Below are 25,994 nucleotides of genomic sequence, written 5' to 3' on the forward strand. Positions count from 1 at the left end.
CTGCTCGACCAACGGCCGGTCGGGATGACCGCGCTGCTCGTGCCGGCCGGGCGGGTGGTCCGGTGGTGCGCCAACTTCGCCGACCGCCACGGGCCGACGTCGTACGCCGTGGTGGCGGGTGCCCTGACGCTGACCGCGGAGGACGGCTCCACGGCCGGGCTGCGCCTGCCCCTCGACGAGGTGTTCGCCGGCGAGCCGACCCCCGAGGCGCTGGCGGACGCCGTCACCCCGCCCGCGGCCTGGGGCGTGCTGCTGGTCCGCAAGGGCGGCTTCGCCGTGGCCCGGCTGGCGGGGGAGAGGCTCGTCGAGCACAAGATCGGGCAGCGCCACGTCCAGGGCCGCACCAAGGCCGGCGGGCAGAGCCAGCAGCGCTTCGCCCGGCGCCGCGACAACCAGGCCCGGGCGGCCTACGAGGCCGCGGCCGAGCACGCCGCGCGCATCCTCGGCGGGCACCGACTCGACGCCCTCGTGGTCGGGGGAGACGCGGGCGCGGTCGACACGGTCCTGGAGGACACCCGCCTGGCCCGCGCCGCGGCTCGTCGTACGACGCTCTGGCTGCCGGTGGGCGACCCCAAGCGGGCCGTCCTCGACCAGGCCGTCCAGGACGCGCTCGCTGTCCGGGTGGACGTCACCAACGCCTGAGCCGGCCCCTGCTCGCGGCGATCAGCTCGGGTAGAGCTCGTCGGCCTCGAAGGTGTCGCAGGCCTCGAAGGAGCCCTGCTCGTAGCCGACGTTGAACCACATCTCACGAGCGGCCGCGCTGCCGTGTGTCCAGGTCTCGGGGTTGGTCCGCCCCGAGGACCGCTCCTGGATCCGGTCGTCGCCGACGGCCGCGGCGGCGTCGAGGGCCTCGGAGATGTCCTCGTCCGTGAGCTCGAGGATGAGGACGTTGCCGTCGGTGTCCTCGGTCGTGGTGGCGTACTTCGCCCACATGCCGCCCAGGCAGTCGGCCATCAGCTCCACGCGCACGGCGTCGCTGTTCGGCCCCTGCTGGGTGCGCGTGCGTCCGAGGTAGCCGAGCAGGTTCTCGACGTGGTGGCCGTACTCGTGGGCGAGCACGTAGGCCTCCGCGAAGTCGCCGCCCTTGGCGCCGAGCTGGTCCTCCAGCATCGCGGAGAAGAACGAGGTGTCGAGGTAGACCTTCATGTCGTCGCGGGTCGGGCAGTAGAACGGCCCGACCGAGGAGTCGGCCGCCCCGCAGCCGGTGTCCACCGTGCCGGTGAAGATCACCGTGTCGGCGTCGACGTACTGCTCGCCGGTCTGCTCCGGCAGCGCCTCGCGCCAGAACGACTGGATGGAGTTCACGACGGCCAGGCGTGCGCAGTCGGGGTTCTCGTTGGCGTCCTCGCCGGTCTCGCACTCGGTCAGCTCGCTGGTCGCGACCGCCTCCTCGTCGGAGCGCGGCGTGACCGCGCCGCTGCCGGTGCTGCCACCGCCACCCAGGAGGCCGCCCAGCCCGCCGGTGAGCCCGAGCACCACCAGCACGATGACGACGAGGACCACCATGCCGACCCCGCCGCCCTTGCCGCCGGTGGGGATCGGCAGGGACATGCCCGAGCCGCGACCGCCGGAGCCCCGGCCGCCCCCGCGTCGGACCTGCACCTGGCTGCGGTCGAGCCGCGCCTTGGGGTTGAACCTCATCCGTGACCTCCGCCGCCGAGAGCGGTGCGTGGACCGCAGCGCGTCACGAGGCTATCCGCCGGGGCCGTAGAATGGACCCATGCGGTGCGCTCACTAGTCGGCGATCTGCCGTCCTGACCTCGCTCTCGAGCCGAAAGCCCACCGTGATCACAGCAACTGACCTGGAAGTGCGCGCGGGCGCGCGCCTGCTCATGGACGGCGTGTCCTTCCGCGTCGCGCCCGGCGACAAGATCGGCCTCGTCGGCCGCAACGGCGCCGGCAAGACCACGCTGACCCGCATCCTGGCGGGCGACTCCCTGCCGGCGGGTGGCAGCGTCACCCGGACGGGCGAGCTCGGCTACCTGCCCCAGGACCCCCGGGCCAGCGACCCCGAGATGCTCGCGCTGCACCGCATCCTGTCCGCCCGCGGGCTCGACGTGGCGCTGCGCACCCTCGACAAGGCCGGCATCGACATGGCCTCCGACGACCCCCAGGTCCGCGACAAGGCGATGCGGGCCTACGAGCGCGCGGAGGCGGCCCTGCACGTCGGGGGCGGGTACGCCGCGGAGGCCGAGGCCCGCCAGATCGCGTCCAACCTCAGCATCGAGGACCGCATCCTCGACCAGCCGCTCGCCACCCTCTCCGGAGGCCAGCGCCGTCGCGTCGAGCTGGGACGCATCCTGTTCTCCGGTGCCGAGACGCTGCTGCTCGACGAGCCGACCAACCACCTCGACGCCGACTCCATCGTGTGGCTGCGCGGGTTCCTCGCCTCCTACAAGGGCGGGCTCATCGTGATCAGCCACGACGTGGGGCTGCTCGAGGCGTGCGTCAACAAGGTGCTCCACCTCGACGCCAACCGGGCCGAGGTGGACGTCTACAACATGGGCTGGTCGTCGTACCTCCTGCAGCGCGAGACCGACGAGCGTCGCCGCAAGCGCGAGCGCGCAAACGCCGAGCGCAAGGCCACCACCCTCGTGGAGCAGGCCAACAAGATGCGCGCCAAGGCCACGAAGGCCCAGGCGGCCCAGTCGATGATGAAGCGCGCCGAGAAGATCATGTCCGGTGTCGAGGCCGAGCGGGCCAGCGACAAGGTCGCGCACATCAAGTTCCCCAAGCCGGCGCCGTGCGGCAAGACGCCGCTGCGCGGCAGCGAGCTGTCGAAGAGCTACGGCTCGCTGGAGATCTTCACCGACGTCGACCTCGCCATCGACCGTGGCAACCGGGTGGTGATCCTCGGGCTCAACGGTGCCGGCAAGACCACCCTGCTGCGGATCCTGGGGGGCGTCGACAAGCCCGACACCGGTCAGGTCGAGCCCGGTCACGGCGCCCGTCTGGGCTACTACGCGCAGGAGCACGAGACGCTCGACGTCACGCGCACGGTGCTGGAGAACATGCAGTCCGCCGCCCCGCAGCTGACCGACAGCGAGGCCCGCAGCGTGCTCGGGTCCTTCCTCTTCAGCGGCGACGACGCCCAGAAGCCCGCCGGGGTGCTCTCCGGGGGCGAGAAGACGCGTCTCGCGCTGGCATCGCTGGTGGTCTCGCAGGCCAACGTGCTGCTGCTCGACGAGCCGACGAACAACCTCGACCCGGCCTCCCGCGAGGAGGTGCTGGGCGCGATCCGTGCCTACGAGGGCGCCATCGTGCTGGTCACCCACGACGAGGGCGCGGTCGCGGCGCTGGAGCCGGACCGCGTGCTGATCCTGCCCGACGGCGTCGAGGACCTCTGGTCCCAGGAGTACGCCGAGCTGGTGGCGCTCGCCTGACGCAGGCGAGCGGCGTACGAGCGGGGTCGGGAGCAGACCGGCAGCCGGGCCCGCGGGCATCCGACCGTGGAATAAGGACGCCTCGCGCGGGTTGTAACCGTTGTCACCCGTCCATAACCCCGCGTTACATGCGGGGTTGGGCGTGAGACCAGCAGCAGCAGCATGAGCAGCAGCGAGAGGTGGTGGGTCGATGGCGATGGGGCACGGCATGGGGCCGGTGTGGCGCCACATGCGCACCGACCGGAGCGCGACCGACACCCGCCTGCGTCGCGAGACGGTCCGACGGGTGCTGCGCTTCGCCCGGCCGCACCGTCGGCTCATCGGCACCTTCCTGACCCTCACCGTGCTCGACGCCGCCCTCGTGGTGGTGCTCCCGCTGCTGATCCAGCGGCTCGTCGACGACGGCATCGGGGCCGGCGACACGAGCCTGGTGTGGTGGCTGGCCGGCGCCATGGCGGCGGTGGCGGTCTTCGACGCCGTGCTGACGCTGCTCTCGGGCTACCTGTCGTCCCGCATCGGCGAGAGCCTGATCCTCGACCTGCGGTCGTCGGTGTTCGGCCACGTGCAGCGCCTGTCGCTCGCGTTCTTCACCCGCACCCAGACCGGTGCGCTGGTCAGCCGCCTCAACAACGACGTGATCGGCGCGCAGCGCGCCTTCACCTCGACGCTGTCGAGCACGGTCTCCAACTCGATCGCGGTCGTCTTCGTCGGCGTCGTGATGCTCAGGCTGTCGTGGCAGGTCACGCTGCTGTGCCTGCTGCTGTTCCCGATCCTGGTCGTGACGTCGCGCTGGGTCGGCACGCGCCTGGCCGGACTGACGCGCGAGCAGATGGACGGCAACGCCGCGCTGGGCAACGCCATGACCGAGCGCTTCAACGTCGGCGGCGCGATGCTGCTGAAGCTGTTCGGCCGCCGCGAGCACGAGGACGAGGCCTTCGTGCAGCGCGCCTCGCTGGTGCGTGACCTCGGGGTGCGCATCGCGCTCATCACCAACGTCTTCCGCGCCGCCCTCACCCTGATCCCGGCCCTGGCCACGGCCATCGTGTACGGCGTCGGCGGCTACCTGGTCATCCAGGGCGACCTGTCCACCGGCACCTTGCTGGCACTGGCCACCCTGCTGCTGCGCCTCCTCGGCCCGCTGCAGGGCCTGTCCAACGTCCGCATCGACGTGATGACGGCGCTCGTCAGCTTCGAGCGCGTCTTCGAGGTGCTCGACCTGCCGACCACGGTGCCCGAGAAGGCCGACGCCACCCCGCTGCCCGCCGGGTCCTCGCGCGTCGAGTTCGACCACGTCCGCTTCGGCTACCCGCGCGCCGAGGAGGTCTCGCTCGCGAGCCTCGAGGCGGTCGCCCGCAAGGACTCCAAGGACTCGGGCGAGGTGCTGCGCGACATCAGCTTCACCATCGAGCCGGGCCAGATGGTGGCCCTGGTCGGCCCGAGCGGTGCCGGCAAGACCACCGTGACCCACCTCGTCGCCCGCCTGTACGACGTGACCGGTGGCACCGTGCGCGTCGGCGGCACCGACGTCCGTGACCTGACCCTGCAGTCGCTCGAGGACGCGGTCGGCTACGTCACCCAGGACACGTTCATGTTCCACGACACGATCCGGGCCAACCTGGTCTACGCCCGGCCCGAGGCCGACGACCGCGACCTCTGGCGGGTGCTGCACGCCGCCCAGGTCGGCCGGCTCGTCGAGAGCCTGCCCGACGGCCTGGACACGGTCGTGGGGGACCGGGGCTACCGCCTCTCCGGCGGGGAGCGCCAGCGCCTGGCCATCGCGCGGCTGCTGCTCAAGGCACCCGACATCGTCGTGCTCGACGAGGCCACCGCCCACCTCGACTCCGAGTCGGAGGCCGCGGTCCAGCGCGCGCTGGACGAGGCGCTGACCGGGCGCACCTCGCTCGTCATCGCGCACCGGTTCTCCACCGTGCGCAACGCCGACAAGATCCTGGTTCTCGACGAGGGCCGGATCGTGCAGTCCGGCACCCACGCCGAGCTGCTCGCCCAGGGCGGGCTGTACGCCGTGCTGTACCGCACGCAGTTCCGCGAGGACGCCGAGCCCACCGAGCCGACCGAGGACGTCGTCCCGGCGCTGTGACCCGCCGGCGTCCTCAGCTCTGCTTCTTCGCGCCCCAGCCGTGGTAGCGCTCGACCTCGACCCAGGCGCTGACGCGCGGGCTCTGCTGGTCGGGGTAGTCCTGGCCCCGGTAGTGCTGGGAGAGCCGGTTGATGTCGCTCAGACCTTCATCATCCTTCATCTCCACGACCGTCCCGACGACGCTGACGTGGGTGTACCAGTCGTCCTTGTCGGTCACGGTGAGCGCCACCCGGGGGTCGTGCCGCAGGTGCTCCAGGCGCTTGCGGGTGGCGTCCATGTTCACCAGCACGCGGTCGCCGTCGAGCAGGTACCACGTCGCCACGGACACGGGTTGGCCGTCAGCGCGGAGCGTGGTGATGACCGCCGGGTGCGGCTGCGCGAGGAACTCACGCACGTCGTCGGGCAGCGGGGGCTTGGGCACAGGGACCTCCAGGGGTCGGTCGGGCGCGTCAGGGGGTGTTGACGCTCTCCTGGGAAGCCTTCCCCGGAGCCTGGCCGCGACGCATCCGGCGTCGCTCGTCCCAGACGAGGTAGCCGAAGCCGAAGACGGCCAGCAGGCCGAAGAACCACCACTGGAGCCCGTAGAAGAAGTGCGGGCCGTTGCCGAGGTCGGGCAGCTCGGTGCGCACCAGCGTCGTGCCGGCGGCCGGGTCCTCGGTCTCGGCGTCGACGAAGCCCTCGTAGAGGGGGTAGTCGACGGTCTCGCCGATCGCCGCCGACGAGATGGCGCGGGTGGAGCCGTCCTCGACCACGGTGGAGGAGCCCGACCCGTCGGCGCGCACCCAGCCGGTGACGGTGACCTCGCCGGACGGGGGAGCGGGCAGGTCGGTCGGGACGGTCCCGGTGTTCGGGGTCGAGAGCCAGCCGCGGTCGACGAGCACCGCGGCGCCGGCGTCGGTGCGCAGCGGGGTCACCAGGTCGACGCCGGGCTGGCCGTCGCGGGTCTGGTAGCGGACCACGACCGTCGCGGCGTCGTCGTACTCCCCGGTGGCGGTGACCCGCAGCCACTCCCGCTCGAGCGGCACGTCCTCGTCGGGGCTCAGCACCCGGTCGACCGGCACGGGGTCGGCGTCGATGTTCTGCGCGATGAACCCGTTGCGCTCCTCGCGGTCGGCGAGGCGGTGGAACTGCCACTCCCCGAGGCGCACGGCGAGCACGGCGAGCAGCGCGACCGCGATCGCGAAGAGCACCCAGCGGCGGCTCAGCAGGAATCCCACACCCCGAATCTAGGCCCCCGGCGGCTGCCGGAACGAGCCCACCCCGTGGGACGTGGGCCACGCCACCGCCCGCGGCCTAGACTCACCCCTGTGACCTCCACCTCGGGCCTCGTCGACAGGTACGGCCGGACCGCCACGGACCTCCGGGTCTCGCTGACGGACCGCTGCAACCTGCGCTGCACCTACTGCATGCCCGCCGAGGGACTCGACTGGCTGCCGAACGACAAGATCCTCACCAACGACGAGATCGTGCGCCTGGTCGGCATCGCGGTGGAGCACCTCGGCATCGAGGAGGTGCGCTTCACCGGCGGCGAGCCGCTCGTGCGGCGCGGCGTGACCGACATCGTCGCGCGCTGCGCGCAGCTGTCCCCGCGCCCCGACCTGTCGGTCACCACCAACGCACTCGGGCTGGCCAAGCTGGCCGGGCCGCTGGCCGAGGCGGGCCTGGACCGGGTCAACGTCAGCCTGGACACGGTGCGCTCGGACACGTTCAAGGAGCTGACCCTGCGCGACCGCTTCCACGACGTGGTGGCGGGGCTGGCGGCCGCCGACGCGGCGGGCCTGCGGCCGGTGAAGGTCAACGCGGTGCTGATGCGCGGCGTCAACGACGACCAGGCGCCCGAGCTGCTGCAGTGGTGCCTCGACCGCGGCTACGAGCTGCGCTTCATCGAGCAGATGCCGCTCGACGCCCAGCACGGCTGGACGCGCGAGCAGATGATCACGGCCGACGAGATCTTCGAGAGCCTCGCCACCCGCTTCGTCCTCACGCCGGCGAAGGAGCCGCGGGGGAGTGCGCCGGCGGAGCTGTTCGCCGTCGACGGCGGACCGGCCACCGTGGGCGTCATCGCCTCGGTCACGCGACCGTTCTGCGGCGACTGCGACCGGGTGCGGCTGACCGCGGACGGCCAGGTCCGCAACTGCCTGTTCGCCCGTGAGGAGTCCGACCTCATGACGGCCATGCGTGAGGGCGCCTCCGACGAGGAGCTGGCCGACCGGTGGCGCGTGGCCGTCCTCGGCAAGCGTCCCGGGCACGGCATCGACGACGTCACGTTCCTGCAGCCGTCGCGGCCGATGTCGGCCATCGGCGGCTGACCGACGCACGGAGCCCGCGGGCTCAGACGTCGCGCGGGCCGCGCTCGATCATCGGCAGGTCGGGGTGGTACTCGTAGTCGTTGCGCGCCGGGTCGGGCGCCGAGCCACCGTTGGCCGCCACCACCGCGATGTAGGGCAGGAAGACCGCACCGGCGGCGAACAGCCACGTCCACCAGTGCCCGATCGAGAGCACGCAGGCGATCACGCACGTGGTGCGGATGGCCATGGAGATGAGGTAGCGGCGCATCCGCCCGCTCATGTCCTCGCTGTGGGACCGAGAGGCGGAGGTGATCCTCAGAGTGTCGTCCTGTTTCCTCGCCACACCTCCACACTACGTGGAGGTTCCAAGACAGACCTGGGCGTCTCGTGAACCGGTCGGTGACGTCGCCGTACGCCGTGGTGGTGCCGGGTCTACGATCCGCAGGGCGGTGCACCACCGCCCGTCCCCGCCCCGCGTCCCCGACCTCTGGAGAGCCCCATGAGCAACCGTACCTACCGCGTCACCGAGATCGTCGGCACCTCGCCGGAGGGCATCGACCAGGCCATCCGCAACGGCGTCGAGCGCGCCGCCTCGACGCTGCGCCACGTCGACTGGTTCGAGGTCACCCAGGTCCGCGGTCAGGTCCACGACGGCACGGTGGAGCACTTCCAGGTCGGCATCAAGCTCGGCTTCCGCCTCGAGGACGACTGAATCCCGTCGGTCGAGCTCGTCGAGACCCGATTTCGGGTACCCACAAGTAGCCCCTAGCGTCGAACGGGTCAGAGCATGTGACCTGCGCGAAAGGGGAACCCGTGTCCGACACGGCGTCCAGATCCGTCCTCGTGACCGGCGGCAACCGGGGCATCGGCAAGGCGATCGCCGAGGCCTTCGCGGCCCAGGGCGACGCTGTCGCCATCACCTACCGCTCCGGTGAGCCCCCCGAGGGCTTCCTCGCGGTGCAGTGCGACATCACGGTCCCCGAGCAGGTCGAGGCCGCCTTCGCCGAGATCGAGGAGAAGCAGGGCCCGGTCGAGGTGCTGGTGGCCAACGCCGGCATCACCAAGGACACGCTGCTCCTCCGCATGGGCGAGGACGACTGGTCCGACGTCATCGAGACGAACCTGACCGGTTCCTTCCGGGTGGCCAAGCGGGCCGCCAAGGGCATGCTGCGCATGCGCCGCGGCCGCATCATCTTCGTCTCCTCCGTCGTGGGGCTGCTCGGCTCGGCCGGCCAGGCCAACTACGCGGCCAGCAAGTCCGGCCTCGTCGGCATGGCCCGCTCCATCGCGCGCGAGCTCGGCAGCCGCTCCATCACCGCCAACGTCGTCGCCCCCGGCTTCGTCGACACCGAGATGACCGCGGTGCTGCCCGAGGAGCAGAAGGCGCAGTACAAGGCGCAGATCCCGCTCGGCCGGTACGCCGAGCCCGCGGAGGTCGCCGGCGCCATCACGTGGCTGGCCTCCGACGCCGCCGGCTACGTCACCGGGGCCGTGATCCCGGTCGACGGCGGCCTCGGCATGGGTCACTGAGCCACCCCGGCCGACCCACCAGCTCACCCACCCACCCCGCACACACCCAGGAGAACCATGGGAATCCTCGACGGCAAGCGCATCCTCGTGGCCGGCGTCACGATGGACAGCTCGATCGGCTTCGCGGTCGCCCGCGTCGCCCAGGAGCAGGGCGCCACGGTGCTGGTCTCCAACTTCGGGCGCGCGCTCGGCATCACCAAGCGCATCGTCAAGCGGCTGCCGACCGAGCCTCCGGTCATCGAGCTCGACGTCACCGACCCCGAGCACCTCGAGCGGCTGCCCGGGCTGCTCTCGGAGCACGTCGACGGTCTCGACGGCGTCGTGCACTCGATCGCCTACGGCAACCCCGAGACGCTGCTGGGCGGCAAGTTCCTCGACGGCCCGTGGGAGGACGTCGCGCAGGCGGTGCAGGTCTCGGCGTACTCGTTGAAGTCGCTGTCCACCGCGTGCCTGCCGCTGATGTCCGAGGGCGGCTCGGTGGTCGGCATGACCTTCGACGCCACGGTCGCGTGGCCGGCGTACGACTGGATGGGCGTGGCGAAGGCCGGCCTCGAGTCGACCTCGCGCTACCTCGCGCGTGACCTGGGCCCGAAGGGCGTGCGGGTGAACCTGGTCTCGGCCGGTCCGCTCAAGACGCTGGCGGCGAAGGCGATCCCGGGCTTCGAGGACCTCGAGTCGTCGTGGAAGGACCGCGCTCCGCTGGGCTGGGACGAGTCCGACCACACCCCGACCGCGAAGGCCGTCGTGGCGCTGCTGAGCGACTTCTTCCCGGCGACGACCGGCGAGATCGTCCACGTCGACGGCGGCTTCCACGCCATGGGACTCTGAGGCGGTGACCGCAGACCGCCCCCGCACGCTCGTCCTCATGCGCCACGCCAAGGCCGAGAGCACGCCCAGCGGGCCGATCGGCGGTGACATCGGCCGGCGGCTCACCCCGACCGGCCACGCGGACGCGGAGGCGGCCGGCCGGTGGCTGGCCGGCGTCGGCTGCGTGCCCGACCACGCCGTGGTCTCCGCCGCCGAGCGGACCCAGCAGACGTGGGCCGCGGTGGCGGCCGGGTCGGGGTCGTCGGCGCGCGCGGAGGTCTCGCGCTCGATGTACGGCGCCTCCGCCGACTCGATCCTCGAGAGCCTCCGGCTCGTGCCGGACGCGGCCGAGGTCGTGATCTTCGTGGGCCACAACCCCGACACCGAGGTCCTGGCCGGCTCGCTCGGCGACGGCGCGGGACCGGACGAGGCCGAGGCCGGTCTCGCCGGCGGCTTCCCCACCGCCACCCTGGCCGTCTACGACGTGCCGACGGCGTGGGAGGACCTCACCCCCGGCGGCGTGACCGTCCGCCACGTCCACACCGCCCGCGCCTGACCGGCCGCGGCCGGACGCGGGGTGCCCGTCAACCGCGCGGGATCCAGTCGGACGCCCGGACGGCGGCGCCGGGCGCGTAGTCGGTGTCGCGGCGGCGCTCGGTGAGCACGGCGAACCGGACGGCTCCGTAGTCGCCGCCGGCGAGGCAGCTCGAGGGCATGGTCATGCGCGCCATCCCACGGTCGGCGAACCAGCGCACCCGCAGCCCGTCGCAGCGCGGCGCCGAGGCCACCTGACGTCCGGTGAAGGCCCCCGGGACGACGTAGCTCCTGGTCTCGCCGTCGGGACGGTGCTCGCTGACCAGCCGCACGCCCCTGCCGCGCCGCGGCTCGACGCTCACGATCAGGTCGCCGCGGACCGCATCGACGACGCTGACGCGCGCCACGAGCCGGTCCCGGCCGTTGTCGACCGAGGCGGCGACGATGTCGAGCCCCCGCCCGTGAGCGTCCCCGCGCCGGTCGGTGACCCTGCCCTCCTGGGCCGCCACCGGAGCGACCGAGACGGCCACGGTCCCCACTGCTGCGACGACTGCGCTCCAGCCCCTGTTCCTCATCCGCCCATCCTGCCCCAGGAGTCCCGTGCGCCCCGGCACGTCACCGGCGAGGCGGTCGAGTGTCGCGGGGGAGGCGCCCGCGAATCCCGTTGCCCCGGCGGGGAGGCCTTGGGACGCTGGGGCATGGTGACGAGCGACCGAGGACCCGCGTTCGAGCGCTTCATGGCGACGGCGGAGGCGGTCGCGCGGGAGCGCCCCGAGGTCGACCCGGACCTGGCGCGCGAGGTGTTCGAGGAGGCCGCGACCCTGCTCCACGACGGCCTCGCCCTCGACGGTCTCGACTCCCACGACACCGACGCCGTCGTCACGGGTCTGTGCGCCGACCTGGTCTCGCCGGACCCCGGCGCCGCCGTACGCGCACGGTCGCAGGCGGCCGCGGCGGGCGCGAACGACCTGCACGACCCCGCCGCGGTGTCGGCGGCGTACCTCAGCGCGGCGTCGGTGCTGCAGCTGTGACGGGCAGACACGGCCCGTGACGTGCGAAGGGCCCCGACCGCAGTGCGGTCGGGGCCCTTCGGCGTCAGATCAGGAGACGCGGACGTTCTCGGCCTGGGGACCCTTGGGGCCCTGGGCGAGGTCGAACTCGACCTTCTGGTTCTCGTCGAGCGACTTGTAGCCGCTGGACTGGATCGCGGAGAAGTGGACGAACACGTCCTCGCCGCCGCCGTCCTGCGAGATGAAGCCGAAGCCCTTCTCAGCGTTGAACCACTTGACGGTGCCCTGAGCCATGATCTTTTCCTTTGGTCTGCCGAGGGCGGTGTGCCCTCGAGCTGCTGAAGACATCGAAGCTGTGCTGATGTCCAGCGAACCGAAGATCAGAAGTACGAAATACCAGCCGCGACTAGGTGCGCGGCGAGGACGGCCCGTGAGCCTTCCCTTCAACAACGTCGACGATAGTGCATGGAGCCCGGATCGCGGCATCGGCACCTCCGCGTCGGCCTGTCGCCGACCTCGGGGATACCGTGAACCCCCCCCCCCCCCCGTCCCCCGAGTGCAACGAGGACACCACCATGGTCCGCCTGGTCCCCGACACGGTCGTGCTGCACGGTCACGAGCTGTCGTACGTCGACAGCGGCTCCGGTCCGGTCGTGCTGTTCATCCACGGCATCCTCGGTTCGCAGCGGCAGTGGGCGCACCTCGTCGACGCGATGGACGACGACCACCGGCTCGTCGTACCGGACCTCTTCGGTCACGGCGAGTCCGCGAAGCCGCTCGGCGACTACTCGCTCAGCTCGCACGCCGCGACCATGCGCGACCTCCTCGACCACCTCGGGGTCGAGCGCGTCACGCTGGTCGGGCACTCGCTCGGCGGCGGCATCGCGATGCAGTTCTTCTACCTGTTCCCCGAGCGGGTCGAGCGCATCGTGCTGGTCTCCAGCGGCGGGCTGGGGCGCGAGGTCAACCTCGTGCTGCGCTCCGCCACGCTTCCCGGTGCCGCCCAGGTCCTGGGCGTCGTCGCCTCGCGTCGTGTGCTCGGCAAGGTCGAGGCCCTCGGACGCGGGGCGTCCCGGACCGGCTGGCGGCCCGGCGCCGACCTCGGCGCGATCTGGCACGGCTTCAGCTCGCTGGGCGACCGCGAGAGCCGACGCGCCTTCCTGTCGACCACCCGGGCCGTGATCGACATCGGCGGGCAGAGCATCAGCGCCCACGACCACCTCGAGGGCGCGCTCCCGGTGCCGACGCTCATCGTGTGGGGCACCAAGGACCGGATGATCCCGGTGGCGCACGCGCGGAGCGTGCAGCAGGCGCTGCCCGACTGCCAGGTCGAGCTCTTCGAGGGCGCCGGCCACTTCCCCCACCTCGAGGACCCGGACCGCTTCGCCCGCCTGCTCCGCGACTTCGTGGCCTCCGCACCGTCCGTGGACTAGCCCGCGGCCCCCGTCGTGACGCCGGCGAGCTCGGCCAGGCGCGCCACGCCGGGCCCGGTGTGCTCCTGCAGGCGCCCCAGCGCGTCGTCGAGGGCGGCGGAGCCGGGGTGCTCGGGCGGGACCCGGGCCGGGTTGAGCGCGACGCGGTTCGACCAGTCCTTGACGTCGGGCTCGGAGCCGAAGGACGCCGCGTTGCGCATGCCGAGCACGTTCATCGTCGCCCAGTCGACGAGGCTGTTGCCGAAGGACGACGGGGGACACAGCCGGTTCTTCTCGGCGTCGTCCGCGCGCGTCGCCTCGACGTACCCGGCCAGCGCGCCGCCGAAGCAGGGGAAGCCGGCCCGGATCGCCTGCAGGGTGATGACGTCGGGCTGCCAGATCGGCACGCGGGTCGGGTTCTTGAGCCCGTCGGCGGCGCAGTTGACGACGAGGGCGTCGTCGGCCACCGCGACCGAGCCGTCGGCGAACGTCAGCCGGCCCCGCTCCACCGACGTCAGGTGCCCGCGACGCACCACGTTGCCGATGGTGCGGAGCAGCTCGAGCTCCCAGACACCGAGGGTGGGGGCCTTGGCCATCGACGGGGTGCGCGTCCGGTCGATGCGCAGCATGATCCCGAGCTCCTCCAGGCGCAGGAAGAGCGCGTCGAGCGAGGTCGCGGACCCGGCGGCCTGCATCATGTCGGCGACCATGGCGAGGTAGATCTCGGGGTCGGGCTGGATGAGGGCGCGGTTCAGCATCCACGGCTCCCGCGGGCGCACCCAGCAGATCGCGTCCGGGTCGACGCCGCTGCCCAGCAGCCACACGCAGGCGTCGGTGGCCGTCTTGCCCGAGCCGACGACGACGTACTGGCTGGGGGAGGACTGCTCCGCGACGAGGTCGTTGACCGGGATCACCCGCACCCCCTCGCCGACCGCGAACCGCGGAGGTGTCTCGGCGGGGATCTCGGGCGCGAGGTAGCGGGCGTCGACGACCCGGCAGCGCTCGGGCACCTCGTACTGCTCCCCGGTGTCGTGGGACGCGAAGGAGCGGCCGCCGAGGTGGTCGGCGGAGGTGAAGAGCTCCACGCGTCCGGGGCCCACCATCCGCTCGGCGAGCACCTGGTCGTAGTAGGCGCAGATGGTGCCCTGGTCGGCACGCTCGTGCAGCCCGGCCTCCGGGCCCTCGGTCTGGATGCGGCCGCCGCCGAGCAGCGTCGAGGGCACGCCGTAGAACGTGGAGGACTGGTGCAGGCGGACGAAGGGGTACGCGCCGCGCCAGTGCCCGCCCGGTCCGGACCGGCGGTCGACCATCACCACGTGGGCGTCGCTGTGGTCGATCAGGGCGTCGGTGAAGGCCATGCCCATGGCTCCGGCGCCGACCACCAGGTAGTCGGCCTCGACTGTTCGTGTCACCGTGCCAACCAACCACGCGGTGACGGGCGCCGCCACCACCACGGCGCGCGGAACTTCCGATGACGGGCCCGGTGGTGCCGAGGACCCCTGCACGCCCGGGGTGCCGCCCGCAGCCTCCTGACCGTTCGGCCAGCATGTGGGGACGTTGGTCCCCGGTCGTCCCGGGTCGGACCTTCCGGACGATCCGCAGTGCAACGCTTCTCGCGCGACACCCGTCGCCGTCACCTCCGAGTCTCCACCGTCGCCCGCTCTCGGTGCCGGGTGCGGGCTCCGCGTCGAGAGGCTCTCCATGCCCGTGTCCCATCGCCCTGCCCGGTTGCGGCGGATCGCCGTGCCGCTGACGGCCGCGGCCCTGCTGGCCTCGGCCGGCGGGCTCGTCGCCGCCCAGGCCACGACCGCCGCGACCGCGTCCATGTCCGCGCCCCGGATGCTGCACGACGCCACGGTGCTGCCCGGCGGCTCGGTGCTGATGTCGGGCGGGAAGAACGCCGCCAGCCCCTACGGACTGCGAGCGGCCGAGGTCTTCCAGCCGTCGACCCGGACCTGGGCGACGGTCGGCTCCCTCGCCCTCGGTCGCACCGCCTCCGCGACCGCGGCGCTGGCCGGCGGTCGGGTGATCGTGACCGGCGGCATCGACGACGGTCCCTCCGGCGAGGTGACCGGCACCACCGAGGTGTACGACGACGACACGCGCACCTGGTCGGCCGGTGCCCCGCTGCTGCACGCCCGCTACGAGCACGTCGCCACCACGTTGCAGGGCGGCCGGGTGCTCGTCACCGGCGGCAGCGGGATCGTGGGGGACGAGTGGCAGGACCTGGCCAGCAGCGAGGTCTACGACCCGACCCTGGGCGACGCGGGCACGTGGTCGACCACCGGCTCCCTCGCCACCCCGCGTCTCTCCCACACCGCGACGCTGCTGGGCGACGGCACCGTGCTCGTCGTCGGCGGCAGCGACGGCACCGAGGGCAGCGGCTACCTCAAGCGGACGGAGACCTTCGACCCCGCCACCGGGCTCTGGACCAACGCAGGCCCCCTGAGCGTCGGCCGGGCCGGCCACACCGCCACCCTCATGGGCGACGGGAAGGTGCTCGTCACCGGCGGGTTCACGGACAGTGGGACGCTGGCCACGAGCGAGGTCTACGACCCCGCCACCCGCACCTGGAGCAGGACGGCCTCGCTGAGCGCCCCCCGCAAGTGGCACGACGCGACCGCGCTGAGCGACGGCCGCGTGCTCGTCGCCGGTGGTCAGTCGAACACCGGCACCGAGGTCTACAGCCCGGTCACGAAGACGTGGCGCGCGGCCGGCGCGCTGGCGACGGTGCGGCAGTACCCCAGCGTCACGGCACTCCCGAACGGCACCGCCCTCGTCGCCGGCGGCTACAAGGCCGGCTACCTGAGGTCCGCCGAGATCGTCACGCCTCCGGCCGAGCCCGCGCCGGTCGTCGACGCCGACGGCGACAGCGTGGCCGACAGCCGGGACAACTGCCCGACGGTCGCCAACAAGTCGCAGGTCGACACCGACGCCGACGGCACGGGCGACCCGTGCGAGGCCACCCACGCCCGGCGCGTCACCCTGGCCGGTGTGCACCAGACGGTCTCCGGCGTACGACGTCTGGTGCTGTCGGGGCGCCTGACCGTCACCGACACCGTGACCGCCTGCCGTGCCAAGCGTCCGGTCGTGCTGGCCCGGCTCGACTCCGCCACCGGGCAGTGGACCCAGGTCGCGGCGCCGGTCACGACCGCCGAGGGCACCTTCCGCTCGGTGCTGCGTGACCAGGTCGGCCGCTACCGCGTCCAGGTCGCCGAGCAGACCGTGACCGCCGGCGGCTTCACCAGCACCTGCCTGGCCACCGAGGCGCTGCGCCAGCACAGCCACTGACGGGTCCCGTCGACCTGTCGCTGGGCGGGACGGACCCCGGTCCGTCCCGCCCAGCGCGGACCGAGGTCCCGGGGGCACCCGCCCGACGGCCCTCGCCACGCCGAGGTCGGGGCGCCACCCTGGGGTCACCTCCCGTGATCCGGTGGGAACCGGTCCCGCGGCGCCCGGGGGAGACAAGGGGACACGCCATGAGCTCACGCACCGCCACCCTGTCCGCCACCCTGGCCGCCACCGTCCTGCTCGCCGGGTCCGTCGCGCTCGCCGCGCCGGCCTCCGCAGCACCGACGGGCCCTGCCGTTCAGTCGCGCGTCAGCGACAGCGCCTCCTGCGTCGGCAAGGTCTTCGTGCCGCAGGCGCTCGATGACCCCGGGACGGTCGCCCGCCGGATCGCCGAGATCAAGGGCTTCATCGACGTCCCCTTCGGCACCCCCATCAGCGGCCTCGCGCGCACGACCGACTGCTGAGCCACGCCGGCGCGGTGCCTGCGCGGTGCCGGCGCGGTGCCGGCGCCGGGCTACGAGACGACCAGGTGCTGGTGGCCGTCGACGGTCTCGCGCACGAGGTCGAGGTGACCGGCGTGCGTCGCGGTCTCGACGAGCACCCGGTAGACGCAGCCGCGCGCATCGGCGAAGCGGGGGAACGGGAACACCTCCGCGGGGGGCCACCAGCGGGGAGCTGCGTCGAGGTCGACCTCGGCCAGGACCGCGTCGCTGCGCTCCGCCCAGCGCCGGTACGTCGCGACCGCGTCGGCCCCGCTCGTGACGGGCACCGCCCAGCCGTTCTGCACGAGCCCGATCGCCTCCTCGTCGGCGCCGAGGATGGCGCTGACCCAGAAGATCTCGTCGTCGTAGGTCAGGTGCTGCAGCAGCTGGGCCATCGACCACCCCGACGGCGCGACGGCGCGGGTGAGGTCCTCCTCGGAGAGTCCCTCGAGCGTGGCGAGCACGTGCGCGCGCTCGGACTGCAGGTGGGCGACGAGGACGTCGCGTTCGCGTGACATGGCGGCCACGGTAGGCCGCTCGCCCCTCAGACGGGGGGAGCGGGGGTGGTGAAGCCGGCCGCGGCGTCGGCCGCCTCGACCTCCTCGCGGCTGATGCCCAGCAGGTAGATGACGGCGTCGAGGAACGGCACGTTGACCGAGGTGTCCGCCGCCTTCTGCACCACCGGCTTGGCGTTGAAGGCGATCCCCAGGCCGGCCGCACCGAGCATGTCGAGGTCGTTGGCGCCGTCGCCGACGGCCACGGTCGCGGCCTGGCTGACGCCGGCCTCGGCGGCGAAGCGGCGCAGCGCGTCGGCCTTGCCCGCCCGGTCGACGACCGCGCCGACGATCCGACCGGTGAGCCTGCCGTCGACGACCTCGAGCTCGTTGGCGGCGGCGAAGTCGATGCCGAGATCCTCGGCCAGCCGGTCGGTGACCTGGCTGAAGCCGCCCGACACGATGGCGAAGCGGTAGCCGAGTCGCTTGAGGGTCCGCACCAGGGTGCGCGCCCCCGGGGTCAGCACCAGCCCGTCGTACACCTTGTCGAGGGCCCCGGCGTCCAGGCCCTCGAGCAGCTCGACGCGGGCCCGCAGCGACTCCTCGAAGTCGAGCTCGCCGCGCATCGCCTCCTCGGTGACCCGCTTGACCTCGTCGAGGCAGCCGGCATGCTCGGCGAGCATCTCGATCACCTCGCCCTGCACGAGGGTGGAGTCGACGTCCATGACGATCAGCCGCACGCCGTGGCGCAGCAGGTTGGCCGGCTGCACGGCGACGTCGACCTGCTGGCGGGCGGCCTCCTCGGCCAGCACCAGCCGCAGCCGGTCGGGGTCGGCGCCGGAGACGTGCAGGTCCAGCGCGGTGACGGGGTAGCGCGCCATGCGCTCGATGCGGTCGATGTTCGCGCCGATGTCGGCGATCCGGCCCGTGATGGCCGACACCGCGGTCGCCTTCAGCGGGCTGCCGAGCACGGTGACGTGGCTGCGGCCCGCGCCCCGGGCCCGGTTGTCACCGGTGCCCTTGTCGACGGTGACCTCGAGGTCGAGCGCCGCACCGGCGGCGGTCACCGCGTCGCGCAGCTGCTTCCAGCCGCGTGGCGCGGTCACGAGCACGCCGAGCACGAGGCGGCCGCGCAGCACGATCTGCTCGATGTCGAGCACGTCGACACCGAAGCCGGCCAACGTGCGGAGGACCTCGGTGGTGACACCGGGCCGGTCCACGCCGGTGAGGGTGATGAGCAGTGTCGTGGGGGCGTCCTGCTCGTCGTCCATAGGGCGCCAACGCTACCGCTCCGGTGCGCTCACGGCAGCACCGCCGTCGCTTCCACCTCCACGAGCAGGTCGGGCTCGCCCAGCCCGGACACGCCGATGAGGGTGACCGCCTTGGTGGGGTCGGTGCCGACGGCGGCGGCGAAGCGTCCGATGCCCTCGCCGAGCGCGCCCAGCTTGTCCGGCGTCCAGTCCACGACGTACATCGTCAGCTTGGCGACGTCGGCGAAGGTGCCGCCGGCCGCCTCGACGGCGGTCGCGACGTTGCGGAAGGCCTGCTCGACCTGGGCCGCGAGGTCCCCGTCACCGACGGGGGAGCCGTCGGCGTCGCGGGCGACCTGCCCGGAGACGAGGACGAGGCGGGTGCCGGTGGCGACGGCGACCTGGCTGTAGTGCTCGGGCCGGGGGAGTCCCGGCGGGTTGATCAGCTCGACGGACATGGGGCGCTCCTGGTGATAGCAGTGCTATGGCTTCCCATTCATAGCACTGCTATGCCACACTGGGCAAGTGCCTCGCCCCGCCCCGGAGTCCGTCCGCACCATGCTCGTGGAGCGCGCCGCCACCATGCTGGCCGCGCGCGAGCCGGTGAGCCTCCGCTCGCTCGTCGCGGGCACGGGGGTGTCGACGATGGCCGTCTACACCCACTTCGACGGGATGGCCGGGCTGTGGGCCGAGGTACGCCGTGAGGGGTTCCTCCGGCTCGGCGACCGGCTCGCACAGGTCCCGTCGACCGACGACCCGGTCCACGACCTCGCCGCCCTCGGGGCGGCGTACCAGCGCAGCGCGGCCGAGCACCCGGACCTCTACCGGGCGATGTTCGACGCCGCGCACGACCTGGTCGACCCGGCGGTGGCCTCACGCTCCTTCGACCTGCTCGTCGACGCGGCCGCCCGCGCCCGCGAGGCCGGGCGCTTCGCCCCGGACACCGACCCGCTCGGCGTCGCGACCCGCTTCTGGGCCAGTGGCCACGGTCTCGCGATGCTCGGCCTCACCGGCGTGCTGCCCGCCGAGGTGGTCCAGGACCAGGCCCGCCAGGTGTCGGTCGCGTTCTGCGTCCACGCCGGTGACGACCGGGAGCGCGCCGAGAGGTCGGTCAGCGCCGGCTGGCCGGTCGGGCCCACGGCCGGACCCGGAGGACGGTCCTAGCGCTCGGCGTCGGGGTCGCACGCGGCGACCACGGCGCGCCGGGCGGCGCCGTCCAACGGCTGCAGCGCCTCGCGTCGTACGGCGATCTCGCGCGCGGTGACGGCGTTGCCGTCGTCCTCGCGCGCCAGCGCCACGATCCGGCGGCACCGCGTGGCCAGCGCCAGCAGGGCCTGGGTGCGTCCCGACAGGGACGCCGGGACCGGCATTGCCAGCGGTCGGCGCAGGTCCATGATCTCGTCGGCGACCTCGGGCCGCCAGCGCGCGACGTCGAGGTCGACCAGAGCGTCCGCCGTGGTCGTCAGCGTGCGGCGCAGGACCCGCTCCGCGTCGGCCACCCCGTGCGTCGGCGGCGGGGGAGTCGCGGGCAGGCACCGCCACACCACGCCGGCTCCCGCCCGCACCGGCACCAGCCCGACCCCGGTGCCGCGCACGACGACGGCCTGCTCGGCCTCGAACGCCTCGGCGTTGAACGCCGGCGGTCCCGCCAGTCCCAGGGGATCGCCCGGCTCGGGCAGCGCGAGCGACGCCCCGGTCGCCCCGGCCGCACGGAGCCGTCCGAGCGCCAGGATGAGCGGGGTCGACGTACCGGCGTCGCCCGGGTCACCGGGCAGGTCCAGCACGTCGTGCGCGGCGTCGCCCCCGACGACCGCGTCGCGGGCGTCGTCGAGGCTGACCTCGCCCCGCAGCCAGGCCGTCAGCCACAGCGCGAGCACGGTCGCGTCGTCGAGCTCCTCGCTCACCGGGGCACCCGCGCCGACCCCTCGGCGGAGCGCGCGTGCGTCGTCGTCCACGCCGAGGAGCCTACGACCAGGACACCACCGCCGGTGTCATAGGTTGAGGCCCATGGATCCGGTGCTGCAGTTCGCGGGCGTGACGGTGCGGCGGGGCGAGGCGACGCTCCTCGACGACGTCGACTGGACCGTCGAGGAGGACGAGCGCTGGGTCATCCTCGGCCCCAACGGCGCGGGCAAGACGACGCTGGTGCAGGTCGCCTCCGCGAACATCCACCCCAGCGACGGGGTGGCCGGCGTCCTCAACGAGGTGCTGGGCGCCGTCGACGTCTTCGAGCTCCGCCCGCGCATCGGCCTGACCAGCGCGGCGCTGGCCGAGCGCATCCCGCGCCACGAGCTGGTCCGCGACGTCGTCGTCTCCGCCTCCTACAGCGTGCTCGGCCGCTGGCGCGAGGTGTACGACGACCTCGACCACGACCGTGCCGCCGAGCTGCTGGCCGACCTGGGGGTGGCCCGGCTGGCCGAGCGCACCTTCGGCACCCTGAGCGAGGGCGAGCGCAAGCGCGTGCAGATCGCTCGTGCCCTCATGACCGACCCGGAGCTGCTCATCCTCGACGAGCCCGCCGCCGGGCTCGACCTCGGCGGCCGTGAGGACCTCGTCGTCACCCTCTCCGGGCTCGCGATGGACGAGGAGGCGCCGGCGATGATCATGGTGTCGCACCACGTCGAGGAGATCCCGCCCGGCTTCACCCACGCGCTGATGCTGCGCGAGGGCCGTGTCGTGGTGGCCGGACCGCTCGAGCACGTGATGACCGCGGAGAACCTGTCGGAGACCTTCGGGCTCCCGCTGGCGCTGGAGCAGCACGACGAGCGCTGGGCCGCGCGCCGCGCCACCTGAGCCCCGACTGTCCCACCTGACTCGTCCCTGACCCGTAGAGTCGGGTCATGGACTGGGACTGGGTGCGTGAGAACGCCTGGGCCGCGTGGCTGGTGGCCGCGATGGTGCTCGGGGGCGCGGAGATGCTCTCGCTCGACCTCGTCCTGCTCATGCTGGCCGTCGGCGCGCTGGGCGGCATGACCGCCGACCTCGTCGGCCTGGGTCTCGGCGTCCAGGTCGTGGTCGCCCTCGTCACCTCGGTCGGGCTGCTCGCGCTCGTGCGTCCCGGCGTCGTCAAGAAGCTCCACCACGGCCCCGACCTGGTGCAGGGCCACGACGCCCTGATCGGCATGGAGGGCTTCGCCGTCGCCGAGATCACCGAGCAGTCGGGCCAGGCCAAGATCCGCGGCGAGGTCTGGACGGTCCGGCCCTACGACCCGCACGAGGTCATCGCGTCGGGCGCGAAGGTGCAGGTCCTCGAGATCCGCGGCGCCACGGCGTACGTCCACGAGATCCCTCAGCTGGGGTCCTGACCCCCGAACCGGAAAGGCTGGACCCCCATGGAAGTCCTCATCGTCTTCGTCGTCCTGCTGCTGCTGGTCGTGCTCGGTCTGTCCAAGACCGTCAAGATCGTGCCGCAGGCGCGCGCCGGCATCGTCGAGCGCTTCGGCAAGTACCGCACCACCCTGTCGGCCGGCCTCAACATCGTGGTGCCGTTCGTCGACAAGGTCCGCTACACCATCGACCTGCGCGAGCAGGTCGTGTCGTTCCCGCCGCAGCCGGTGATCACCGAGGACAACCTCGTGGTCTCCATCGACACCGTCATCTACTTCCAGGTGACCGACGCGGTCAGCGCGACGTACGAGATCGCCAACTACATCCAGGCCGTCGAGCAGCTCACGATGACCACGCTGCGCAACATCGTCGGCGGCATGGACCTCGAGCAGACGCTGACCAGCCGCGAGGACATCAACGCCGGCCTGCGCACCGTCCTCGACGAGGCGACCGGCAAGTGGGGCATCCGCGTCAACCGCGTCGAGATCAAGGGCATCGACCCGCCGCCGTCGATCAAGGACGCGATGGAGAAGCAGATGCGCGCCGACCGCGACAAGCGCGCCGTCGTCCTCACCGCCGAGGGTGGTCGGCAGTCGGCCATCCTCACCGCCGAGGGCAACAAGCAGTCCGCCATCCTCAACGCCCAGGGCGAGCGGGAGGCCGCGATCCTGCGGGCCGAGGCCGAGCGGCAGTCGGCGATCCTCCGCGCCCAGGGTGAGGGGCAGGCCATCCAGACGGTCTTCCAGGCCATCCACGACGGTCAGCCCGACCAGTCGCTGCTGGCCTACCAGTACCTCCAGATGCTGCCGAAGATCGCCGAGGGCGGCGCCAACAAGGTGTGGGTCGTGCCGTCGGAGATCACCAAGGCGCTCGAGGGCCTCGGCTCGGCCATCGGCGGCTCCGAGGGCATCCCGCAGAGCAGCGGCGGCCCGCGCACGCGCGTCAGCCTCGACGCCCCCGTGGAGGCCACGGAGACCGACCCGGCGGTCAAGGCGGCCGAGGCCGACGTGCAGGCCGCCATCGCGGCCGCCCGCGCGGACGCCTCGCCCTCCTCGCGCCGTGCCGACGCGCGGTCGCTGGGCACCGGCGCCACCCCCACCGCGGGGACCGCCCCGGAGGCCGCGACCGCGCCGTCGGTCGACGTGCCCCCGAACACCCCGCCCACCGGTGAGGAGCCCCCGGCTTCGTGACCTGGCTCGAGCTCGCCGCGATCGCGCTGGCGGGGATCGGGGCAGGGTTCGTCAACACGCTGGCCGGGTCGGGGACGCTGCTGACGTTCCCGACCCTGCTGGCGTTCGGCGTGCCCCCGGTCACCGCCAACGTCTCCAACAACATCGGTCTGGTCCCCGGCGCGCTCAGCGCCGCCTGGGGCTGGCGCGCCGAGCTGCGCCACCAGAAGCGGCGGCTGCTCCGCCTGGCACCGGCCTCCCTGGTCGGCGGCCTGGTCGGCGCGGTGCTGCTGCTCGTGCTGCCGGCCGAGGCCTTCGAGGCCGTGGTGCCGGTGCTGGTCGCGCTCGGGCTCGTGCTGGTGGCGGTGCAGCCCTGGATCAACCGGCGCATCAACGCCCGGGCCCAGGAGGGGATCGAGCCCCGCGACCACTGGACGACGATCCCCGCGGTCGCCGCGACCGGGGTGTACGGCGGCTACTTCGGCGCCGCCCAGGGCATCCTGCTCGTCGGGGCGCTCGGGATCACCACCGGCGAGCCGGTGCACGCCACCAACGCGATGAAGAACGCCCTGTCCGCGGTGGTCAACTCCGTCGCAGCCGCCGTGTTCGTCCTGGTGGCCGAGGTCGACTGGCTGATCGTGCTGGTGATCGGCGTCGGGTCGGTCGTCGGCTCGCTCGTCGGCTCTCGGGTGGGACGCCGGCTGCCCGCCGCGCTGCTGCGGGGGTTCATCCTCGTCATGGGGACGACCGCGCTGGTCGTCTTCCTCACCCGCTGACGTAGGCCCCGAGCCACCGGTCGAGCTCGGCGTAGACCCGGTCGCGGGCCGGCTGGCGCGACAGCGTCACGTCGTGCAGCGCCCCGGGGACCTGCACGAGCGTCACGTGGCGGGAGAGCTTGTGCACCCACTTCGCCATGAGCGCCACGTCGAGCACGGTGTCGGACTCGTCGACCGCCGGCTCCCACTCCTGCGGCTGCAGGCTGGTGGCCGAGCTGAGCACGAGGGTGGGCACCGTCAGGCCCAGGCCCTTGTGGATGGCGGCGTGGCCGCGGCGCACCGCCCGCAACCAGCCGGCGTACACCGGCCAGCTCTCGATCGGCTTCCAGGCCAGGTCGTAGTCCCACTCGCCGTCGAAGTCGGCGTGCAGGCTGCGTCCGTAGAGCCCGGACACGTGCCGCGGGATGGACTGGTAGGGCCGTCGCGCCCCGACCTGGTTGATGGCCTGAGTGCCGGCGGTGCGCAGCAGGAAGGAGCCCTGCATGTCGAGCCAGGGCGAGTTCAGCACGACCGCCTCGAGCGGCACCTCGTGCCGGGCCGCCCACAGCGACCCGATCATGCCGCCGGTGGAGTGCCCGGTCAGCAGCACCCGGTCGTGGCCGTCCCGCTCGGTGATGATCCGGAACGCGGCGGTCAGCTCCTCGGCGTACTCGTCGAGGTCGCGCGCGAAGTTGGGGGTCTGGTGCGGGCGCAGGGAGCGGCCGTACTTGCGCAGGTCGAGGGCGTAGAAGGCGTAGCCGCGCTCGGTCCACCAGTCGGCCGCCCCGGTCTGGAAGAAGTAGTCGCAGAAGCCGTGCAGGTGCAGCACGGCCGGACCGGTCGCCGGGGCGTCGGAGCGGGAGACGAGCGTGGCGACGACCTCGCCCTCGTCGTCGGGCTCGAGGGGGATCGTCTCGCGGAGGTACGGCGCGCCGAGGACGTCGGCCTGACGGTCGGGGGCGTCGTCGACGCCGGGGCCCTCGGGGGTCACAACGGCAGGCATGTCGAGCATTCTCACCCACCGGCCCTGAGGCAGAGTGGCCCGGGTGGGCCCCACGCCGCCCGTCGATCCCGACCACCTGCTGCCCTGCGCCCGACGCTCGTGCGACGTCGCAGGCGTCTTCCTCGTCGACGCGCGCGGGTGGGTGCTGCTGCAGGAGCGTGACGAGGGCGCCCCGGTCGCTGCGAACCAGTGGGGCATCGTCGGCGGCCACGTGGAGCCGGGGGAGGAGTGGCCCGCGGCGATGCGTCGCGAGCTGCTCGAGGAGACCGGGCTGACACTGCCCGAGGGGGTCCTCGAGGTCTGGTACGACGGCGACCACACGCCCGAGACCAAGGCCGTCGCCGGCCTGCGCAACCACTGGCAGCTGTGGGTCGGCCGCGCGGACCTGACCGACGACGACATCGTGCTGGGGGAGGGGCGGCAGATCGTCTTCGTCGACCCGGACCGGATCGACGAGCTCGACCTCGCCGAGACCACGGCCGACTTCCTGCCGCGGTTCCTGGCCTCGGAGACCTACCGCCGTCTCACCCGCTGACGACGCTCAGTGCTGGTAGGTGCCGGTGAGGATCGCGCGGCCCGCGGTCTTGAAGGCCAGGTTGAACGACACCACCGCCGGGCTGGCGTCGCTGTCGACGCCGAGCTGCTCCTCCTTCACCGCGTGGACGACGAAGAAGTAGCGGTGGACCTGGTCGCCCTCCGGCGGGGCGGCACCGGTGAAGGCCTTCGTGCCGACGTCGTTGCGGCACATGAACGCGCCCTCGGGGAGCCCGGCGCCGCCCTCGGCGCCGGCGCCGGTGTCCAGCGAGGTCACCGACGCCGGGATGTCGCACACGACCCAGTGCCAGAACCCGGACGGGGTCGGGGCGTCGGGGTCGAAGCAGGTCACGGTGAAGCTCTTCGTGTCGTCACCGAAGCCGGACCAGCTGAGCTGGGGCGAGGTGTCGCCGGCGGCCTGCACCTGGTCGTCCTTCAGCGCCTGCCCCTCGGTGACGTCGTCGCTGGTGACCTCGAACGACGGCACGCTCGGCAGCAGCTCGTAGGGGTCGGGGGTGACCGGGCGGTCCAGGCTCATGGAGGTTCTCCTCGGGATCGGTGTCTCGGGCGGGTGTCGTGCGTGTAACCGACCGGTGACGGCCGCGGGGACGCGTTCCGTCAGGTGGT

The 25,994-nt window shown here is 72.9% G+C and carries 31 protein-coding genes; 18 read left to right on the forward strand and 13 right to left on the reverse strand.

Features of this window, described 5'->3' with window-relative positions; translation table 11 throughout:
• Window positions 1–24: 24 nt before the first annotated feature.
• On the forward strand, window positions 25–642 hold the full coding sequence (locus tag G7072_RS08310) for an acVLRF1 family peptidyl-tRNA hydrolase (RefSeq protein ID WP_166085347.1): 618 nt from the start codon (window positions 25–27) through the stop codon (window positions 640–642).
• A gap of 21 nt (window positions 643–663) precedes the next feature.
• On the opposite strand, the gene G7072_RS08315 is transcribed toward G7072_RS08310, so the two are convergent.
• On the reverse strand, window positions 664–1,641 hold the full coding sequence (locus tag G7072_RS08315) for a neutral zinc metallopeptidase (protein ID WP_166085349.1): 978 nt from the start codon (window positions 1,639–1,641) through the stop codon (window positions 664–666).
• 143 nt (window positions 1,642–1,784) lie between these two features.
• Here G7072_RS08315 and G7072_RS08320 point away from each other — a divergent pair, with 143 nt between their 5' ends.
• Together G7072_RS08320 and G7072_RS08325 are read left to right on the forward strand one after the other, a co-directional pair.
• Window positions 1,785–3,383, forward strand: coding sequence for an ABC-F family ATP-binding cassette domain-containing protein (locus G7072_RS08320; protein ID WP_166085351.1), 1,599 nt, complete (start codon window positions 1,785–1,787; stop codon window positions 3,381–3,383).
• A 190-nt stretch (window positions 3,384–3,573) separates the two neighbouring features.
• Window positions 3,574–5,481, forward strand: coding sequence for an ABC transporter ATP-binding protein (locus G7072_RS08325; protein WP_166085353.1), 1,908 nt, complete (start codon window positions 3,574–3,576; stop codon window positions 5,479–5,481).
• Between the two features lie 13 nt (window positions 5,482–5,494).
• Here G7072_RS08325 and G7072_RS08330 read toward each other — a convergent pair whose 3' ends face one another.
• Window positions 5,495–5,902, reverse strand: a complete 408-nt coding sequence (locus G7072_RS08330) for a PPOX class F420-dependent oxidoreductase (protein WP_166085355.1) — start codon at window positions 5,900–5,902, stop codon at window positions 5,495–5,497.
• A 28-nt stretch (window positions 5,903–5,930) separates the two neighbouring features.
• Window positions 5,931–6,698 (reverse strand): SURF1 family protein, encoded by a 768-nt coding sequence (locus G7072_RS08335; RefSeq protein ID WP_166085357.1) that lies wholly within the window; start codon window positions 6,696–6,698, stop codon window positions 5,931–5,933.
• Window positions 6,699–6,788: 90 nt separating this feature from the next.
• Between G7072_RS08335 and moaA the strand changes: the two genes are divergently transcribed.
• Window positions 6,789–7,790, forward strand: a complete 1,002-nt coding sequence (moaA, locus tag G7072_RS08340) for a GTP 3',8-cyclase MoaA (protein WP_166085359.1) — start codon at window positions 6,789–6,791, stop codon at window positions 7,788–7,790.
• A gap of 22 nt (window positions 7,791–7,812) precedes the next feature.
• Here moaA and G7072_RS08345 read toward each other — a convergent pair whose 3' ends face one another.
• Window positions 7,813–8,112 carry a DUF3099 domain-containing protein gene (locus G7072_RS08345; protein ID WP_277343408.1) on the reverse strand — a complete coding sequence of 100 codons (300 nt, stop codon included), beginning with the start codon at window positions 8,110–8,112 and terminating at the stop codon, window positions 7,813–7,815.
• Window positions 8,113–8,268: 156 nt separating this feature from the next.
• Between G7072_RS08345 and G7072_RS08350 the strand changes: the two genes are divergently transcribed.
• From G7072_RS08350 to G7072_RS08365, 4 genes are all read left to right on the forward strand, one after another.
• A complete protein-coding gene (locus G7072_RS08350; protein ID WP_166085363.1) occupies window positions 8,269–8,481 on the forward strand; it encodes a dodecin in 213 nt (70 codons plus the stop codon).
• A 101-nt stretch (window positions 8,482–8,582) separates the two neighbouring features.
• The gene (gene fabG / locus G7072_RS08355; protein ID WP_166085365.1) at window positions 8,583–9,299 is read left to right on the forward strand and encodes a 3-oxoacyl-[acyl-carrier-protein] reductase; all 717 of its coding nucleotides are present in this window, start codon (window positions 8,583–8,585) and stop codon (window positions 9,297–9,299) included.
• Window positions 9,300–9,356: 57 nt separating this feature from the next.
• Window positions 9,357–10,127 (forward strand): enoyl-ACP reductase FabI, encoded by a 771-nt coding sequence (fabI, locus tag G7072_RS08360; RefSeq protein ID WP_166085367.1) that lies wholly within the window; start codon window positions 9,357–9,359, stop codon window positions 10,125–10,127.
• Between the two features lie 4 nt (window positions 10,128–10,131).
• Window positions 10,132–10,662, forward strand: coding sequence for a histidine phosphatase family protein (locus G7072_RS08365; RefSeq protein WP_166085369.1), 531 nt, complete (start codon window positions 10,132–10,134; stop codon window positions 10,660–10,662).
• A gap of 28 nt (window positions 10,663–10,690) precedes the next feature.
• Here G7072_RS08365 and G7072_RS08370 read toward each other — a convergent pair whose 3' ends face one another.
• Complete coding sequence (locus G7072_RS08370; RefSeq protein ID WP_166085371.1) at window positions 10,691–11,215, reverse strand: hypothetical protein; 525 nt, start codon at window positions 11,213–11,215, stop codon at window positions 10,691–10,693.
• A gap of 123 nt (window positions 11,216–11,338) precedes the next feature.
• Here G7072_RS08370 and G7072_RS08375 point away from each other — a divergent pair, with 123 nt between their 5' ends.
• Window positions 11,339–11,671 (forward strand): hypothetical protein, encoded by a 333-nt coding sequence (locus G7072_RS08375; RefSeq protein ID WP_166085373.1) that lies wholly within the window; start codon window positions 11,339–11,341, stop codon window positions 11,669–11,671.
• Window positions 11,672–11,740: 69 nt separating this feature from the next.
• Here G7072_RS08375 and G7072_RS08380 read toward each other — a convergent pair whose 3' ends face one another.
• Window positions 11,741–11,944 (reverse strand): cold-shock protein, encoded by a 204-nt coding sequence (locus tag G7072_RS08380; protein WP_166085375.1) that lies wholly within the window; start codon window positions 11,942–11,944, stop codon window positions 11,741–11,743.
• 281 nt (window positions 11,945–12,225) lie between these two features.
• Here G7072_RS08380 and G7072_RS08385 point away from each other — a divergent pair, with 281 nt between their 5' ends.
• Complete coding sequence (locus G7072_RS08385; protein WP_166085376.1) at window positions 12,226–13,083, forward strand: alpha/beta fold hydrolase; 858 nt, start codon at window positions 12,226–12,228, stop codon at window positions 13,081–13,083.
• Here G7072_RS08385 and G7072_RS08390 read toward each other — a convergent pair.
• Entirely contained in the window at window positions 13,080–14,474 is a 1,395-nt protein-coding gene (locus G7072_RS08390) for an NAD(P)-binding protein (protein ID WP_206063323.1), read from the reverse strand. The genes G7072_RS08385 and G7072_RS08390 overlap by 4 nt on opposite strands.
• Window positions 14,475–14,763: 289 nt before the next feature.
• On the opposite strand from G7072_RS08390, the gene G7072_RS08395 reads away from it, so the two are divergent.
• A complete protein-coding gene (locus G7072_RS08395; RefSeq protein ID WP_166085380.1) occupies window positions 14,764–16,353 on the forward strand; it encodes a kelch repeat-containing protein in 1,590 nt (529 codons plus the stop codon).
• A gap of 188 nt (window positions 16,354–16,541) precedes the next feature.
• The gene (locus G7072_RS08400; protein WP_166085382.1) at window positions 16,542–16,817 is read left to right on the forward strand and encodes a hypothetical protein; all 276 of its coding nucleotides are present in this window, start codon (window positions 16,542–16,544) and stop codon (window positions 16,815–16,817) included.
• Window positions 16,818–16,867: 50 nt separating this feature from the next.
• Here the strand turns inward: G7072_RS08400 and G7072_RS08405 are convergent, their stop codons facing one another.
• Genes G7072_RS08405 through G7072_RS08415 form a run of 3 tightly spaced genes read right to left on the reverse strand, consistent with a single transcriptional unit; the run spans window position 16,868 to window position 19,037 of the window.
• Entirely contained in the window at window positions 16,868–17,353 is a 486-nt protein-coding gene (locus tag G7072_RS08405; RefSeq protein WP_166085383.1) for a DinB family protein, read from the reverse strand.
• Window positions 17,354–17,379: 26 nt separating this feature from the next.
• On the reverse strand, window positions 17,380–18,600 hold the full coding sequence (gene serB / locus G7072_RS08410) for a phosphoserine phosphatase SerB (RefSeq protein WP_166085386.1): 1,221 nt from the start codon (window positions 18,598–18,600) through the stop codon (window positions 17,380–17,382).
• Between the two features lie 29 nt (window positions 18,601–18,629).
• The gene (locus tag G7072_RS08415; protein WP_166085388.1) at window positions 18,630–19,037 is read right to left on the reverse strand and encodes a RidA family protein; all 408 of its coding nucleotides are present in this window, start codon (window positions 19,035–19,037) and stop codon (window positions 18,630–18,632) included.
• 67 nt (window positions 19,038–19,104) lie between these two features.
• Between G7072_RS08415 and G7072_RS08420 the strand changes: the two genes are divergently transcribed.
• Window positions 19,105–19,743 carry a TetR/AcrR family transcriptional regulator gene (locus tag G7072_RS08420; RefSeq protein WP_240917206.1) on the forward strand — a complete coding sequence of 213 codons (639 nt, stop codon included), beginning with the start codon at window positions 19,105–19,107 and terminating at the stop codon, window positions 19,741–19,743.
• On the opposite strand, the gene G7072_RS08425 is transcribed toward G7072_RS08420, so the two are convergent.
• Window positions 19,740–20,534, reverse strand: a complete 795-nt coding sequence (locus G7072_RS08425; protein WP_240917207.1) for a hypothetical protein — start codon at window positions 20,532–20,534, stop codon at window positions 19,740–19,742. The two genes, G7072_RS08420 and G7072_RS08425, sit on opposite strands and share 4 nt — an antisense overlap.
• 52 nt (window positions 20,535–20,586) lie before the next feature.
• Here G7072_RS08425 and G7072_RS08430 point away from each other — a divergent pair, with 52 nt between their 5' ends.
• Genes G7072_RS08430 through G7072_RS08445 form a run of 4 tightly spaced genes read left to right on the forward strand, consistent with a single transcriptional unit; the run spans window position 20,587 to window position 23,851 of the window.
• Complete coding sequence (locus G7072_RS08430) at window positions 20,587–21,372, forward strand: ABC transporter ATP-binding protein (RefSeq protein WP_166085390.1); 786 nt, start codon at window positions 20,587–20,589, stop codon at window positions 21,370–21,372.
• A gap of 47 nt (window positions 21,373–21,419) precedes the next feature.
• A complete protein-coding gene (locus G7072_RS08435) occupies window positions 21,420–21,884 on the forward strand; it encodes an NfeD family protein (RefSeq protein ID WP_166085392.1) in 465 nt (154 codons plus the stop codon).
• Between the two features lie 27 nt (window positions 21,885–21,911).
• Window positions 21,912–23,096, forward strand: coding sequence for an SPFH domain-containing protein (locus G7072_RS08440; protein WP_166085394.1), 1,185 nt, complete (start codon window positions 21,912–21,914; stop codon window positions 23,094–23,096).
• The gene (locus tag G7072_RS08445; protein ID WP_166085396.1) at window positions 23,093–23,851 is read left to right on the forward strand and encodes a sulfite exporter TauE/SafE family protein; all 759 of its coding nucleotides are present in this window, start codon (window positions 23,093–23,095) and stop codon (window positions 23,849–23,851) included. Before G7072_RS08440 ends, G7072_RS08445 begins: the two co-directional genes overlap by 4 nt.
• Here G7072_RS08445 and G7072_RS08450 read toward each other — a convergent pair.
• On the reverse strand, window positions 23,841–24,833 hold the full coding sequence (locus tag G7072_RS08450) for an alpha/beta hydrolase (protein ID WP_166085398.1): 993 nt from the start codon (window positions 24,831–24,833) through the stop codon (window positions 23,841–23,843). The genes G7072_RS08445 and G7072_RS08450 overlap by 11 nt on opposite strands.
• A gap of 43 nt (window positions 24,834–24,876) precedes the next feature.
• On the opposite strand from G7072_RS08450, the gene G7072_RS08455 reads away from it, so the two are divergent.
• Window positions 24,877–25,368, forward strand: a complete 492-nt coding sequence (locus tag G7072_RS08455) for an NUDIX hydrolase (protein WP_240917208.1) — start codon at window positions 24,877–24,879, stop codon at window positions 25,366–25,368.
• A 6-nt stretch (window positions 25,369–25,374) separates the two neighbouring features.
• On the opposite strand, the gene G7072_RS08460 is transcribed toward G7072_RS08455, so the two are convergent.
• Entirely contained in the window at window positions 25,375–25,905 is a 531-nt protein-coding gene (locus tag G7072_RS08460) for a YbhB/YbcL family Raf kinase inhibitor-like protein (protein WP_166085400.1), read from the reverse strand.
• Window positions 25,906–25,994 lie beyond the last annotated feature (89 nt).

This window comes from Nocardioides sp. HDW12B (assembly GCF_011299595.1).
In the GTDB taxonomy this organism is placed as follows: Bacteria; Actinomycetota; Actinomycetes; order Propionibacteriales; family Nocardioidaceae; genus Marmoricola_A.